The sequence below is a fragment of the Pseudomonas sp. KB_12 genome (assembly GCF_052114545.1).
Taxonomy (GTDB): domain Bacteria; phylum Pseudomonadota; class Gammaproteobacteria; order Pseudomonadales; family Pseudomonadaceae; genus Aquipseudomonas; species Aquipseudomonas brassicacearum.
The window spans coordinates 24,755-38,490 of the sequence record NZ_JBFREY010000029.1; the positions used below are offsets into that span (position 1 = coordinate 24,755).

Here is a 13,736-nt window from a genome sequence, read left to right on the forward strand (position 1 = left end):
CCCCCAGATCCAGTGTGGGAGCGAGCTTGCTCGCGAAAGCGGTCTGACATTCACCATTGATGCAAGCTGACCCGGAGCCATCGCGAGCAAGCTCGGCTCCCACATTGGATTTTCAGTTGGCATAAGTCTTGTGCCTGGGCTCAGACCCACTGTGGATAAGTATGAAGGCATAAAAAAGCCCCGCCTGGCATGACCAGGCGGGGCTTTTTACTGGGCGGTGGAATTAGGCGTGAGGTTTAGGCTCGTGCTCTTTTTCCAGGGCTTCAGTGTGACGCGGCGCGACTTCTTCAGCGGTGTGCTGAGGTTCGTCGAATGTCGGAGTCGATTCAGTCGAGGTCTCGGCGACCGGGGCAGGGGCTGCCTCGGCGACTTCTTCCACGGCTGGAGCTGGCTCGGCAGCAGGCGCTTGAGCGGCAGCTTGTTCGGCTTCCTTCTGCAGACGCTCGGCTTCACGCTTGCGACGACGCACTTCACGCGGATCGTTCGGCGCGCGGCCATTCGCGGTCAAGGCGCTGGCAGGTTCTGGCTCTTCAACCTGGGCAGGTGCTTCGACAACCACGGGTGCCTCGACCACTGGAGCAGGCTCGACCACTTCAGGCTCGACCGCTTTCACGGGTTCTGGTGTCGGTTCTGGCTCGACAACAGGTGCCGGTGCAGCTGGCTCGGCGGTCCAGTTGAACGCAGTCTGCTCCTCGCGGGCAGGCTCTGGGGCCTTTTCCTCGGTCGGTGCTTCGAAGGCCGGCTCAGCGGCTACCACTGGCTGCTCGACGACCGGTGCAGGCTCGGCGACCACTTCAGTTTCAGCAACCTGGGCTTCACGGGCTGGGGCGACTTCCACTTCTGGCGAAGCAGTGGCTTCTACCGGGGTAGTGGCTTCGACCACAGGCGCTTCAACCGGCGCGCTTTCCACCGCCGCGGTAGCGCGTTCGGCTTGTTCGTGAGCCTGGGCTTCGGCCGGGGCACTGATTGCGCTGCTGGCAACGGCCGCAGTCACAGCCAGGCCGGCGGCCAGGTCCGCAGCGCTTGGCGCTTCGGCGTTCTCGGTTGACTCGGACTCTTCCGAACCTTCGATCACGTTGCCGTTGGCGTCGCGCTGACGCTCACGACGGTTGCTGCGACGACGCTGGCCACGGGAGCGGCGGCGTGGACGATCGCCTTCGGCGGTGTCCTGGCCGTCTTCCTGCAACTGCTCTTCGGTGCTCAGCACTTCTTCTTCGCTGGCAGCGGCGGCTGCCTGCTCGGCGCGTGGCTGGCGCTCTTCACGTGGCGGACGCGGTGCACGTTCTTCACGAGGCTGGCGGGCCGGACGCTCTTCAGCGGTGGCAGTGGCAGTGGCGGCAGCAGCAGCCGGGGCGGCATCCAGTGGCTCGCGCAGTTCGCGAACACGTTCTTCACGCTCGCCACGTGGCTTGCGATCTTCACGCGGTGCGCGCGGCTGACGTTCTTCACGCGGCGGACGTGGTGCACGTTCTTCGCGGGCTACGGCTGGCGCTTCCTCACGGGCTTCGCGCGGCTGACGCTCTTCACGCGGCTCACGTGGCGCACGTTCTTCACGCGGTGCACGTTCTTCGCGAGGCTTGCGTTCTTCGTCGCGACGACCGTTGCGGTTGCGGGTCTGCTGGCGACCGTTACGGCGTTCTTCGTTGCGGGCAGGGCGCTCGGTCGTGGCAGGCTTGGCGACGACGGCCGGGGCAGCAGGTTCTTCCTTGGTGGCGAACAGGCTGACCAGCGACTTCACCAGGCCTTTGAACAGGCTTGGCTCTGGTGCAGCGGCCGGGGCGGCAACCGGAGCGGCCACTTCGGTCGGAACCGGAGCGTTGGCGCGGGCCGGAGCGGTCTTGACCGCGGCTTCCTGGCGAACCAGGGTACGAGTGGCGGCGGCGGCCGGCTGGACTTCTTCCACTTCGGCAGCGGCAGCAGCGATTTCGTAGCTGGACTGGTTGGTGTGGGCTTCCGGGCTGTCATCGCGCAGGCGCTGCACTTCGAAGTGCGGCGTCTCGAGGTGATCGTTCGGCAGGATGACGATACGGGCACGGGTGCGCAGTTCGATCTTGGTGATCGAGTTGCGTTTTTCGTTGAGCAAGAACGCGGCCACCGGGATCGGCACCTGGGCGCGAACTTCGGCGGTGCGGTCTTTCAGGGCTTCTTCTTCGATCAGGCGCAGGATCGCCAGGGACAGCGACTCGACGTCACGGATGATGCCAGTGCCGTTGCAACGCGGGCACACGATGCCGCTGCTTTCGCCCAGGGATGGACGCAGGCGCTGACGGGACATTTCCAGCAGACCGAAGCGCGAGATGCGACCGACCTGTACGCGGGCACGGTCGGCTTCCAGGCATTCACGGACCTTTTCTTCCACGGCGCGCTGGTTCTTGGCCGGCGTCATGTCGATGAAGTCGATGACGATCAGGCCGCCGATGTCGCGCAAGCGCAACTGACGGGCAATTTCTTCGGCCGCTTCAAGGTTGGTCTGCAGGGCGGTTTCTTCGATGTCGCTGCCTTTGGTGGCGCGGGCCGAGTTGATGTCGATGGACACCAGGGCTTCGGTCGGGTCGATGACGATGGAGCCGCCGGACGGCAGTTCGACGACGCGCTGGAAGGCGGTCTCGATCTGGCTTTCGATCTGGAAACGGTTGAACAGCGGAACGCTGTCTTCGTAGAGCTTGATCTTGCTGGCGTACTGCGGCATCACCTGGCGAATGAAGGTCAGGGCTTCGTCCTGGGCTTCGACGCTGTCGATCAGCACTTCGCCGATGTCCTGGCGCAGGTAATCGCGGATGGCGCGGATGATCACGTTGCTTTCCTGGTAGATCAGGAACGGCGCGGAGCGATCCAGCGAGGCTTCTTTGATGGCGGTCCACAGTTGCAGCAGGTAGTCGAGGTCCCACTGCATTTCTTCGCTGCTGCGGCCCAGGCCGGCAGTGCGCACGATCAGGCCCATGTCAGCCGGGGCAACCAGGCCGTTCAGGGCTTCACGCAGTTCGTTGCGCTCTTCGCCTTCGATGCGGCGGGAGATGCCACCGGCGCGAGGGTTGTTCGGCATCAGGACCAGGTAACGGCCGGCCAGGCTGATGAAAGTGGTCAGGGCGGCGCCCTTGTTGCCACGTTCTTCTTTTTCGACCTGAACGATGACTTCCTGGCCTTCGCTCAGGACGTCCTTGATGTTGACGCGGCCTTCAGGGGCCTTCTTGAAGTATTCGCGGGAGATTTCTTTGAGGGGCAGGAAGCCGTGGCGCTCGGAGCCGAAATCGACAAAGGCAGCCTCAAGGCTTGGTTCGATGCGAGTAATCCGGCCTTTATAGATGTTGGCCTTCTTCTGCTCGCGTGCACCGGATTCGATATCCAGGTCGTAGAGGCGCTGGCCGTCTACCAGTGCAACACGCAACTCTTCGGGTTGAGTTGCGTTAATCAGCATTCTTTTCATGTAGTACCGTCGGTTTCCGGGCTGCCGGAAACGGCGTTCGGCACACACGACTTCTCACGGTCGGTGTCAGGTGCGTCCTGGAGATGGCAAGGCCACTCCAGTGTCCAGCGAGTTCGACCCAATGATGGCGAAGTCGCGACGGACGCGTCCTGCTTGCTGGTACTCAAGCACTCAGTCAGGAGGAGGAATCAACCGGCGTCTGTGGACGAGATGAAGCGTCTAAATATAAGCCTAGTGCTACACAGTCCGACGGTTGTACATCTCCACCCTACACGTATCCCTGATAATTCGGGTGCTGCCGCGCGCAGAATCCGCAGCGGGTTGGCATTTACCGTGAGCTCCGGAAGGGGAGGTCACGCATCATGGCTAATTTAGGCGTTGTTTCCGAAGCATTCGCTCGGGGTCGTCCGCAGCTGACTGCACTTTGTGAACTGGCCGTGAATGTGGCGCGCAAGGCGAGTCAAAACTCTGCTTTGCGGCGTATTTCAGGCCTCATGTCACCTGCGCTCGTTACACCTGAAAACTCTACCGTTACGTAGCGAAAGCCCCGTAGGACGGCCTCTCGTCCTCGTGAATTGCGTTGGTCAGGGCCGGTTTTTGACCGTTAGTCCACTGGCCAGCCACTTTTGGCGGCGTTCGCGACTATAGCAGCAATGATTAAGTGCTTCAATTCCATAAAAAATTGTTATGATCGCCGCCATGACAACTACTGCCCCTTCGACCCCTGGCGTTCAACTGCTCGAGGTCTCGCCGGAATATGCCGGCCAACGAATCGATAACTTCCTGCTGGCCCGGCTCAAAGGCGTGCCCAAGACCTTGATCTACCGCATTTTGCGCAAAGGCGAAGTGCGGGTGAACAAAGGTCGGATCAAGCCCGAGTACAAGCTCCAGGCCGGTGACATCGTGCGCGTGCCGCCGGTTCGCGTGCCCGAGCGCGATGAGCCGGTGCCCCTGGCCCAGGGTCTGCTGCAACGCCTTGAAGCCTCGATTATCTATGAAGACAAAGCCCTGATCGTGATCAACAAGCCCGCGGGCATTGCGGTTCACGGCGGCAGCGGCCTGAATTTCGGTGTGATCGAAGCCTTTCGTCAGTTGCGTCCGGACGCCAAGGAGCTGGAGCTGGTCCATCGCCTCGACCGCGACACCTCCGGCCTGCTGATGATCGCCAAGAAACGCAGCATGTTGCGCCACCTGCACGAGCAATTGCGCGGCGACGGCATCGACAAGCGCTACATGGCGCTGGTGCGTGGCCGCTGGGAAACCTCCATCAAGCAAGTCCGTGCGCCGTTGCTCAAGAGCAACCTGCGTTCCGGCGAACGCATGGTCGAAGTCAACGAGGAGGGCAAGGAGGCGCTGACGGTGTTCAAGGTGCTGCGCCGCTTCGACGACTTCGCCACCCTGATCGAGGCCAAGCCCGTGACCGGGCGTACTCACCAGATCCGTGTCCACACCTTGCATGCCGGGCATTGCATTGCCGGCGACAGCAAATACGGCGATGACGATTTCACCAAGGAAATCCGCGATCTGGGCGGTAAGCGCCTGTTTCTCCATGCTTACATGCTGACTGTGCCACTGCCCGATGGTGGCGAGCTGAAATTGCAGGCCCCGGTGGATGACATGTGGGCCAAGACCGTGGAGCGGTTGAGTGCATCCTGACTACAAACTGCTGATTTTCGATTGGGACGGCACTCTGGCCAACTCCATTGGTCGGATCGTGGAGGCGATGCATGTCGCCTCGGACCGCATGGCGTTTGCCCGGTGCGACGACTTGGCAGTGAAGGGCATCATCGGTCTCGGGTTGCCAGAAGCCATTCGCAGCCTGTATCCGGAAATTGACGACAATGAGCTGGTGGTTTTTCGCCAGCATTACGCTGATCACTACATCGCACTGGACGCCGAGCCTTCACCGTTGTTCGATGGCGTGGCGGGTACGCTGGAGGCTCTGCGTACCGAGGGCTATCACCTGGCTGTCGCGACCGGCAAGGCTCGTCGCGGGCTGGATCGAGTGCTCAAGTCCCATGGTTGGGAGGATTATTTCGATATCACCCGTGCTGCGGACGAAACCGCCAGCAAGCCGCACCCGTTGATGCTCGAGCAGATCCTGGCGCACTGCAACGTGCGACCGGAGCAGGCGCTGATGGTGGGGGATTCGTCATTCGACCTGCAGATGGCGCACAACGCCGGCATGGGGTCGGTGGCGGTCAGCTACGGCGCTCAACCGATCGAGGCGCTACGGGCATTCGAGCCGCGACTGGCCATTGATCATTTTCCTGAGTTGCACGCCTGGCTGAGCCAGCGGGCTCTTTAAGTTTTGCTGGGGATTCGCGCATGACCGATGAATGGAAAGCACCTGTCAAGGCGAGCGCCGAGAGCGGGGATGACAAAAGCTGGAAGCTGTTGGAGAAAACCTTGCTCGCCAGCGTGCAGGAACAGCGTCGCTCCCGTCGCTGGGGTATTTTCTTCAAGTTGCTGACCTTTACTTATCTCTTTGTTGCGTTGGCGTTGTTCACGCCGCTGATGGACATGGAGAAAAGCGCTGTCGCCGGCTCGGCGTACACCGCCTTGATCAATATCGAGGGCATGATCGCCGACAAAGAGCCTGCCAGCGCCGACAACATTGTCGGTAGCCTGCGGGCTGCTTTCGAGGACTCGAAGGTCAAGGGCGTGGTGCTGCGCATCAACAGTCCCGGTGGTAGCCCGGTGCAATCGGGATACGTTTACGACGAGATCGTGCGGTTGCGCGCATTGCACCCGGATATCAAGGTGTATGCGGTCATTTCCGATCTCGGTGCTTCCGGTGCCTATTACATTGCCAGTGCGGCGGACCAGATCTATGCCGACAAGGCCAGCCTGGTGGGTTCCATTGGTGTGACAGCGGCCGGCTATGGCTTTGTCGGGACCATGGAGAAGCTGGGCGTGGAGCGTCGGGTGTATACCTCCGGCGAGCATAAATCCTTCCTTGATCCGTTCCAGCCGCAAAAGCCTGAAGAAACCGCTTTTTGGCAGAGCGTGCTCGACACCACTCACAAGCAATTCATTGCCAGCGTCAAGAAAGGTCGGGGCGAGCGCCTGAAGGACAAGGAGCATCCTGAGTTGTTCTCCGGGCTGGTCTGGTCGGGGGAGCAGGCGTTGCCGCTGGGCCTGATCGACGGCTTGGGCAGTGCCAGTTCGGTGGCGCGGGATGTGATTGGTCAGAAGGATCTGGTGGACTTCACGATCGAAGAGTCGCCGTTCGATCGCTTCTCGAAAAAGCTGGGGGCAAGCATCGCCGAGCATCTGGCGATGTGGGTGGGCTTCCAGGGGCCTGCGTTGCGCTGATCGTATTGGGAGCTTCAATGCAGGGGGCGGCTGGTGCTGGCCCTTGTGGCGAGGGAGCTTGCTCCCGCTGGGCTGCGAAGCGGCCCCAAATTTTTGCGGTCGCTGCGCAACCGAGCGGGAGCAAGCTCCCTCGCCACGGATGATTCTCAGGTCAGGGAATCTGCACGCCCTCGGCCAGCAACATATCCACAAGACGAATCAGCGGCAGGCCGATCAGGCTGGTGGCGTCTGGCCCTTCGGTGCTCTGGAACAGGCTCACGCCAAGTCCTTCGGCCTTGAAGCTGCCGGCGCAGTCGTAAGGCTGCTCGGCCCGCAGGTAGCGTTCGACGCGCTCTGGGTCCAGGGTGCGCATGGTGACGGTAAACGGAATGCAGTCGACCTGACAGGCGCCGGTCTGGCTGTTGAGCAGTGCCAGGCCGGTCAGGAACGTGACCTTGGTACCGCTGGCAGCCAGCAGTTGCTCGCGAGCGTTCTCGAAGGTGTGAGGCTTGCCCAGGATGCGTTCGCCGAGCACGGCGACCTGGTCTGAACCGATGATCAGGTGTGCCGGGTGGCTGTCGGCCAGTGCCAGGGCTTTTTCCCGGGCCAGGCGCTTGACCAGTTCAAGGGCGAGCTCGCCGGGGCGATGGCTTTCGTCGATGTCGGGTGAGCAGCAGACGAACGGCAGTCCCAGGCGGGCAAGCAATTCCCGGCGATAGACCGAGCTTGAGGCAAGTAATAAAGGCAGCATGGGCGGCTCCAAAAGGCAGGTGCGAATTCTAGCGAGGCGCGCAAGTGACGGACAGGGCTGAATTTCCTTTGACATGGCCGGGGGCATCCCTATAATGCTGCGCCTATGTTGAATGACCCGATTCCACCTCACGTTGACCCGCGCAAATTGGCTGACCGTGGCACCACCCTTCAAGGTGAACTGCTGCTGGCCAATTTGAAGAGACTCTGCGACCCGCTTTCCGACGATGTCGGTACGGTCCAGGCCAAATTCGTTTTTGAACGAGATGAACGTAAATCTGTGGTAATCCACAGTTTTATCGACACTGAAGTCAAAATGGTTTGCCAGCGTTGTCTTGAGCTGGTCACCCTGCCGATCCACAGCGAATGCAGTTACGCCGTGGTGAAGGAGGGTGCGAATACCCAGTCGTTGCCGAAAGGTTATGACGTGCTGGAACTGGGCGAAGATCCATTGGATCTGCAGTCACTGATCGAGGAGGAGCTTCTGCTCGCCTTGCCCATTGTGCCTGCTCATCATCCGGAAGAATGCCAGCAGCCGGCGGGAGCAGATGAGCCCGAACCGAGCGAGGACGAGGTAACGCGGTCCAACCCGTTCAGTGTATTGGCGCAGTTAAAGCGTGACCCAAACGTTTAGGAGTTAATCAATTATGGCTGTTCAGCAGAACAAAAAATCCCGCTCTGCCCGTGACATGCGCCGTTCGCACGACGCTCTCGAGGCTAGCACCCTGTCCGTAGAAAAAACCACTGGTGAAGTTCACCTGCGTCACCACGTATCGCCAGAAGGCGTATACCGTGGCCGTAAAGTGATCGACAAGGGCGCTGACGAGTAATCACTTGTCCGCTCAAGTCATCGCGATTGACGCAATGGGCGGGGACTTCGGTCCCCGCAGCATTGTTCAGGCCAGCCTTGCTTGTCTGAATGCTACGCCCTCGCTGCACCTGACCCTCGTCGGTCAACCCTCCCTCCTGGAAGAAATGCTCAGCGGCCAATCGGCTGTCGATCGCGCGCGCCTGACGATTGCTCCGGCGTCCGAAATCATCACCATGGACGAAAAGCCGGCCCAGGCCCTGCGCGGCAAACCTGACGCCTCGATGCGGGTAGCCCTTGAGCTGCTGCGCGATGGCAAGGTCCAGGCATGCGTCAGCGCTGGCAATACCGGTGCGCTGATGGCGCTGTCGCGCTACGTACTCAAGACCTTGCCGGGTATCGACCGGCCCGCGATGGTGGCGGCGATCCCGACCCAGCGTGGGTTTTGCCAGTTGCTCGACCTGGGGGCCAACGTCGATTGCAGTGCCGAGCATTTGCTGCAATTTGCGGTGATGGGCTCGGTCGCGGCAGAAACCCTGGGCATCGTGCGTCCTCGTGTGGCGTTGTTGAACATCGGCACTGAAGACATCAAGGGCAACCAGCAGGTCAAGCTGGCGGCCACGCTGCTGCAGGGCGCGCGCGGCATCAACTACATCGGCTTCGTCGAAGGCGATGGCTTGTACCGTGGCGAGGCCGATGTGGTGGTGTGCGATGGCTTCGTTGGCAATATCCTGCTCAAGTCCAGCGAAGGCCTGGCGACCATGATCGGCCAGCGCATCGAGGCCTTGTTCAAGCAAAGCTTCGCCTCGCGGGCAGTCGGCGCACTGGCGCTGCCATTGATGCGTCGGTTGCAGGCCGACCTGGCACCGGCGCGGCACAACGGTGCGAGTTTCCTCGGGTTGCAGGGGATCGTGATCAAGAGCCACGGTTCGGCGGGCGTGCAGGGTTTCCAGAGCGCGATCAACCGGGCGGTGATCGAGATCCAGGAAAACCTGCCGGAGCGCCTGCACGGTCGCCTCGAGGATTTGTTAACTTAGGCGTTTTCGTCCGACAATGCTTAAATGTGACCGGTCGGTTCAAGCCGCCATCCAACTTTCAGTTTGCTAACGCCCCCAGGGGCGTCAATTTTTGACGACAAGATCATTAGGGGCTTTGTTTTCATGTCTGCTTCCCTCGCATTCGTCTTTCCAGGACAGGGCTCGCAGTCCCTCGGCATGCTGGCCGAGTTGGGCGCGCAATACCCGCTGATCCTCGAAACATTCAAAGAAGCTTCCGATGCGCTCGGCTATGACCTCTGGGCGCTGACCCAGCAAGGGCCGGAAGAGCGCCTCAATCAAACCGATAAAACCCAACCAGCCATCCTGACCGCCTCGATCGCATTGTGGCGCCTGTGGCTGGCTGAAGGCGGCGCGCGTCCGGCATTCGTCGCCGGTCACAGCCTGGGCGAATACAGCGCCCTTGTAGCCGCTGGCAGCCTGAGCCTGGGCGACGCGGTGAAACTGGTGGAGCGTCGTGGCCAGTTGATGCAGGAAGCGGTTCCGGCCGGGCAGGGCGGCATGGCCGCGATCCTCGGCCTGGAAGACGCCGATGTGCTGGCCGCCTGTGCCGAAGCGGCGCAAGGCGATGTGGTCAGTGCGGTGAACTTCAACTCCCCGGGCCAAGTGGTCATCGCCGGCGCCAAGGCTGCTGTCGAGCGCGCCATCGAGGGCTGCAAGGCCCGTGGTGCCAAGCGCGCCATGCCACTGCCGGTCAGCGTGCCGTCGCACTGCGAGCTGATGCGTCCGGCTGCCGAGCGCTTTGCCGAATCCATTGCCGCCATCGACTGGAAGGCCCCGCAGATCCCTGTGGTGCAGAACGTCAGCGCCAACGTGGCGCCGGATCTCGAGACCCTCAAGCGTGATCTGCTGGAGCAACTCTACAAGCCGGTTCGCTGGGTCGAATCGGTGCAGGCCCTGGCGGCCAAGGGCGCGACCGAGCTGGTCGAATGCGGCCCTGGCAAAGTGCTGGCAGGCCTGAACAAACGCTGCGCCGAAGGCGTGTCGACTTCCAACCTCAACACCCCAGACGCCTTCGCTGCCGCCCGTGCAGCGCAGGCCTGAACAGGAGAAGCTTGCATGAGTCTGCAAGGTAAAGTTGCACTGGTGACCGGTGCAAGCCGCGGCATCGGCCAGGCCATCGCCCTGGAACTGGGTCGTCAAGGCGCCATCGTTATCGGCACCGCGACTTCCGCTTCGGGCGCCGAGCGTATCGCTGCGACCCTGAAGGAAAACGGCATCCAAGGCACCGGTCTTGAGCTGAACGTCACCAGCGACGAATCCGTTGCGGCGGTGCTGGCAAGCATTCAGGAGCAGTTCGGTGCGCCGGCGATCCTGGTCAATAATGCCGGTATCACCCGCGATAACCTGATGATGCGCATGAAAGATGACGAATGGTTCGACGTCGTCGACACCAACCTGAACAGTCTGTACCGGCTGTCCAAGGGCGTTTTGCGTGGCATGACCAAGGCTCGCTGGGGTCGAATTATCAGTATCGGTTCGGTTGTGGGTGCCATGGGCAACGCAGGCCAAGTAAACTATGCTGCGGCGAAGGCCGGTCTGGAAGGTTTCAGCCGTGCGCTGGCGCGTGAAGTGGGTTCGCGCTCGATTACGGTAAACTCGGTTGCACCGGGTTTCATCGACACCGACATGACCCGTGAACTGCCAGAAGCACAGCGTGAAGCCTTGTTGACGCAGATTCCCCTGGGTCGTCTGGGGCAAGCTCAAGAAATCGCGTCCGTGGTCGCTTTTCTTGCGTCGGACGGTGCGGCATACGTGACCGGGGCTACAATCCCGGTAAACGGCGGGATGTACATGAGTTAAATGTGACGGATTGCTTCAAAAAAATGTCATACGAGCTGTCTAAAATCCGTTATAAAGCTGCAATCAATTTATAGACGGCGGGCCGCAGGGTTTGAGGAGTGAAGCTTTCGGTTGAAAAACCGAAAAGTTCTTCTATACACTTACCCACCGGCCAGCTGCCTGAATTTGTCCATTAGGAGTGAAAACAAGGTATGAGCACCATCGAAGAGCGCGTCAAGAAAATCGTTGCCGAGCAACTGGGCGTTAAAGAAGAAGAAGTTGTGAACACCGCTTCCTTCGTTGAAGACCTGGGTGCCGACTCCCTTGACACTGTTGAGCTGGTGATGGCTCTGGAAGAGGAATTCGAGACCGAGATTCCTGACGAAGAAGCTGAGAAGATCACTACTGTACAAGCTGCTATCGACTACGTTACCAGCCACCAGGCGTAATCGTTTTTAGTCGTCGCTAGCTGTCATGGAAAAACCGCACTGCCATCACGGCGTGCGGTTTTTTCTTTAGGCCTGATGCAAAGTCGTCATTAGAAAAAGGAGAGTGCTGTGTCGCGTAGACGCGTCGTAGTCACCGGTATGGGTATGTTGTCGCCACTGGGCACGGATGTGCCGAGCAGTTGGCAGGGCATTCTGGCTGGCCGCAGTGGCATTGGTCTGATCGAACACACCGACCTTTCTGCCTATTCCACCCGTTTTGGCGGCTCGGTAAAGGGCTTCAATGTCGAGGAATACCTGTCGGTCAAGGAAGCTCGCAAGCTTGACCTGTTCATTCAATACGGCTTGGCAGCCGGTTTCCAGGCAGTGCGCAACGCCGGGCTGGAAGTCACCGACGCCAACCGTGAACGCATCGGCGTGGCCATGGGTTCGGGTATTGGCGGCTTGACCAATATCGAAGAAACCAGCCGCACGCTGCACGAATCGGGGCCGCGACGGATTTCTCCGTTCTTCGTGCCGGGCTCGATCATCAACATGATTTCCGGTTTCCTGTCCATCCACCTGGGTGCCCAGGGACCTAACTACGCCATTGCCACGGCGTGCACCACCGGTACCCACTGCATCGGCATGGCCGCGCGCAACATCATGTACGACGAAGCCGACGTGATGATTGCCGGTGGCGCCGAGATGGCGGCTTGCGGCCTGGGCATGGGTGGCTTTGGTGCTTCCCGTGCGCTGTCGACCCGCAACGACGAGCCCGCCCGCGCGAGCCGGCCGTGGGACAAGGGTCGCGATGGCTTCGTGCTGTCCGACGGTGCCGGTGCGCTGGTGCTCGAGGAGCTGGAGCACGCCAAGGCGCGCGGCGCGACCATCTATGCCGAGCTGATCGGCTTTGGCACCAGTGGCGATGCGTACCACATGACGTCGCCACCGGCCGATGGCGCCGGTGCTGCCCGTTGCATCGCCAACGCCCTGCGTGATGCAAAGCTCAACGGCGAGCAGGTGCAGTACATCAACGCCCACGGCACTTCGACCCCGGCCGGCGACCTGGCCGAAGCCCAGGCGATCAAGACCGTGTTCGGCGAACACGCCTACAAGCTGGCGATCAGCTCGACCAAGTCCATGACCGGTCACCTGCTGGGTGCGGCTGGAGCGGTGGAAGCGATCTTCAGCGTCCTGGCGATCAACAGCCAGACAGCGCCGCCGACCATCAACCTCGATGAGCCGGACGAAGGCTGCGACCTGGACTTCGTGCCGCACACTGCCCGCAGCATGGACATCGATGTGGTGCTGTCCAACTCCTTCGGCTTTGGCGGGACCAACGGTTCGCTGGTGTTCCGCCGGTTCGCTGGTTGATGGAAAGCTGGGTCGACGGTCAGCCGGCCGACGTCCTGTCGCTGAAAGATCGCGGCCTGGCTTACGGCGATGGGTTGTTCGAGACCCTCGCCGTGCACGATGGCGCGCCAGTGTTGCTGGAGCGTCACCTGCAACGCCTGGAAACCGGTTGCCAGCGGTTGGCGCTCAACGTCGACATGAGCGCGTTGAGCACCGAGTTGAATGCCTATGCCCGCTGCCTGGGCGCCGGCGTGCTGAAGCTGATCGTGACCCGTGGTGACAGTCTGCGCGGTTATGCCGCAGATCCCTCGACCCCGGCCCGACGCATCTTGCAAGGGAGCCCACCCGCCGCTTATCCCGCCGCCCATGCCGAACAAGGCGTTCTGCTGTTTCCCTGCAGCGTGCGGTTGTCCGAGCAGCCCTTGCTCGCCGGCCTCAAGCACCTCAATCGCCTGGAACAAGTGCTGGCCCGTGCCGAATGGAACGATGGGCAGTACGCCGAAGGCTTGATGCTGGATACGTCCGGACGTGTGATCGAAGGTGTGTTCAGCAACCTGTTCCTGGTGCGCGATGGCGTGTTGTTCACGGCGGACCTGAGCCGTTGCGGCGTGGCCGGCGTGATGCGTGCAGAATTATTGTTTCAAGCCAAGTCCCTGGGCATCGCCACGCAAATCACGGACATCAGTCTCGAACAGCTGCACCAGGCTGATGAAGTCTTCGTCTGCAACAGCGTTTATGGCGTGTGGCCGGTACGCGGATGCAGTTCGGCGCGCTGGTCGGTTGGCCCGCTCACCCGTAAACTGCAAACCCTTGCCCGTGCGCTATTGGATGTTTGATTC

13 protein-coding genes are annotated in these 13,736 nt (G+C 61.1%); 11 read left to right on the forward strand and 2 right to left on the reverse strand.

Annotated features, from left to right (window positions below; all coding sequences use genetic code 11):
- Positions 1-223 precede the first annotated feature (223 nt).
- Positions 224-3,424, reverse strand: a complete 3,201-nt coding sequence (rne, locus tag AB4Z20_RS21375) for a ribonuclease E (RefSeq protein ID WP_442090550.1) — start codon at positions 3,422-3,424, stop codon at positions 224-226.
- 699 nt (positions 3,425-4,123) lie between these two features.
- Between rne and rluC the strand changes: the two genes are divergently transcribed.
- The 3 genes from rluC to sppA are packed head-to-tail and all read left to right on the forward strand — an operon-like array spanning position 4,124 to position 6,742.
- Entirely contained in the window at positions 4,124-5,080 is a 957-nt protein-coding gene (rluC, locus tag AB4Z20_RS21380; protein ID WP_214509714.1) for a 23S rRNA pseudouridine(955/2504/2580) synthase RluC, read from the forward strand.
- Positions 5,070-5,732 (forward strand): HAD-IA family hydrolase, encoded by a 663-nt coding sequence (locus tag AB4Z20_RS21385; protein WP_253476843.1) that lies wholly within the window; start codon positions 5,070-5,072, stop codon positions 5,730-5,732. The genes rluC and AB4Z20_RS21385 overlap by 11 nt, the downstream gene beginning before the upstream one ends.
- Before the next feature lie 20 nt (positions 5,733-5,752).
- Positions 5,753-6,742, forward strand: a complete 990-nt coding sequence (gene sppA / locus AB4Z20_RS21390; RefSeq protein ID WP_442090551.1) for a signal peptide peptidase SppA — start codon at positions 5,753-5,755, stop codon at positions 6,740-6,742.
- A gap of 151 nt (positions 6,743-6,893) precedes the next feature.
- On the opposite strand, the gene AB4Z20_RS21395 is transcribed toward sppA, so the two are convergent.
- A complete protein-coding gene (locus AB4Z20_RS21395; protein WP_258689024.1) occupies positions 6,894-7,472 on the reverse strand; it encodes a Maf family protein in 579 nt (192 codons plus the stop codon).
- Positions 7,473-7,577: 105 nt separating this feature from the next.
- Here AB4Z20_RS21395 and AB4Z20_RS21400 point away from each other — a divergent pair, with 105 nt between their 5' ends.
- The 8 genes from AB4Z20_RS21400 to pabC all read left to right on the forward strand — a co-directional run bounded on the left by AB4Z20_RS21400 (position 7,578) and on the right by pabC (position 13,733).
- Entirely contained in the window at positions 7,578-8,105 is a 528-nt protein-coding gene (locus tag AB4Z20_RS21400; protein WP_018613526.1) for a YceD family protein, read from the forward strand.
- 13 nt (positions 8,106-8,118) lie between these two features.
- Complete coding sequence (gene rpmF, locus AB4Z20_RS21405) at positions 8,119-8,301, forward strand: 50S ribosomal protein L32 (RefSeq protein ID WP_003179396.1); 183 nt, start codon at positions 8,119-8,121, stop codon at positions 8,299-8,301.
- Positions 8,302-8,305: 4 nt separating this feature from the next.
- Positions 8,306-9,316 carry a phosphate acyltransferase PlsX gene (plsX, locus tag AB4Z20_RS21410; RefSeq protein ID WP_214509718.1) on the forward strand — a complete coding sequence of 337 codons (1,011 nt, stop codon included), beginning with the start codon at positions 8,306-8,308 and terminating at the stop codon, positions 9,314-9,316.
- A gap of 123 nt (positions 9,317-9,439) precedes the next feature.
- Entirely contained in the window at positions 9,440-10,378 is a 939-nt protein-coding gene (gene fabD, locus AB4Z20_RS21415) for an ACP S-malonyltransferase (RefSeq protein ID WP_258689022.1), read from the forward strand.
- Positions 10,379-10,393: 15 nt separating this feature from the next.
- Entirely contained in the window at positions 10,394-11,137 is a 744-nt protein-coding gene (gene fabG / locus AB4Z20_RS21420; RefSeq protein WP_018613558.1) for a 3-oxoacyl-ACP reductase FabG, read from the forward strand.
- A 191-nt stretch (positions 11,138-11,328) separates the two neighbouring features.
- Positions 11,329-11,565, forward strand: coding sequence for an acyl carrier protein (acpP, locus tag AB4Z20_RS21425; RefSeq protein ID WP_003175607.1), 237 nt, complete (start codon positions 11,329-11,331; stop codon positions 11,563-11,565).
- Positions 11,566-11,673: 108 nt separating this feature from the next.
- Positions 11,674-12,918 carry a beta-ketoacyl-ACP synthase II gene (gene fabF, locus AB4Z20_RS21430; RefSeq protein ID WP_253476834.1) on the forward strand — a complete coding sequence of 415 codons (1,245 nt, stop codon included), beginning with the start codon at positions 11,674-11,676 and terminating at the stop codon, positions 12,916-12,918.
- Positions 12,918-13,733 carry an aminodeoxychorismate lyase gene (gene pabC, locus AB4Z20_RS21435; protein ID WP_320389261.1) on the forward strand — a complete coding sequence of 272 codons (816 nt, stop codon included), beginning with the start codon at positions 12,918-12,920 and terminating at the stop codon, positions 13,731-13,733. Before fabF ends, pabC begins: the two co-directional genes overlap by 1 nt.
- Positions 13,734-13,736 lie beyond the last annotated feature (3 nt).

Excerpts from the sequence above, each read along its gene's own strand:
- rne (WP_442090550.1), bottom strand. The coding sequence starts at position 3,424 with ATGAAAAGAATGCTGATTAACGCAACTCAACCCGAAGAGTTGCGTGTT.
- rluC (WP_214509714.1), top strand. The coding sequence starts at position 4,124 with ATGACAACTACTGCCCCTTCGACCCCTGGCGTTCAACTGCTCGAGGTC.
- sppA (WP_442090551.1), top strand. The coding sequence starts at position 5,753 with ATGACCGATGAATGGAAAGCACCTGTCAAGGCGAGCGCCGAGAGCGGG.
- AB4Z20_RS21395 (WP_258689024.1), bottom strand. The coding sequence starts at position 7,472 with ATGCTGCCTTTATTACTTGCCTCAAGCTCGGTCTATCGCCGGGAATTG.
- AB4Z20_RS21400 (WP_018613526.1), top strand. The coding sequence starts at position 7,578 with ATGTTGAATGACCCGATTCCACCTCACGTTGACCCGCGCAAATTGGCT.
- rpmF (WP_003179396.1), top strand. The coding sequence starts at position 8,119 with ATGGCTGTTCAGCAGAACAAAAAATCCCGCTCTGCCCGTGACATGCGC.
- fabD (WP_258689022.1), top strand. The coding sequence starts at position 9,440 with ATGTCTGCTTCCCTCGCATTCGTCTTTCCAGGACAGGGCTCGCAGTCC.
- fabG (WP_018613558.1), top strand. The coding sequence starts at position 10,394 with ATGAGTCTGCAAGGTAAAGTTGCACTGGTGACCGGTGCAAGCCGCGGC.
- acpP (WP_003175607.1), top strand. The coding sequence starts at position 11,329 with ATGAGCACCATCGAAGAGCGCGTCAAGAAAATCGTTGCCGAGCAACTG.
- pabC (WP_320389261.1), top strand. The coding sequence starts at position 12,918 with ATGGAAAGCTGGGTCGACGGTCAGCCGGCCGACGTCCTGTCGCTGAAA.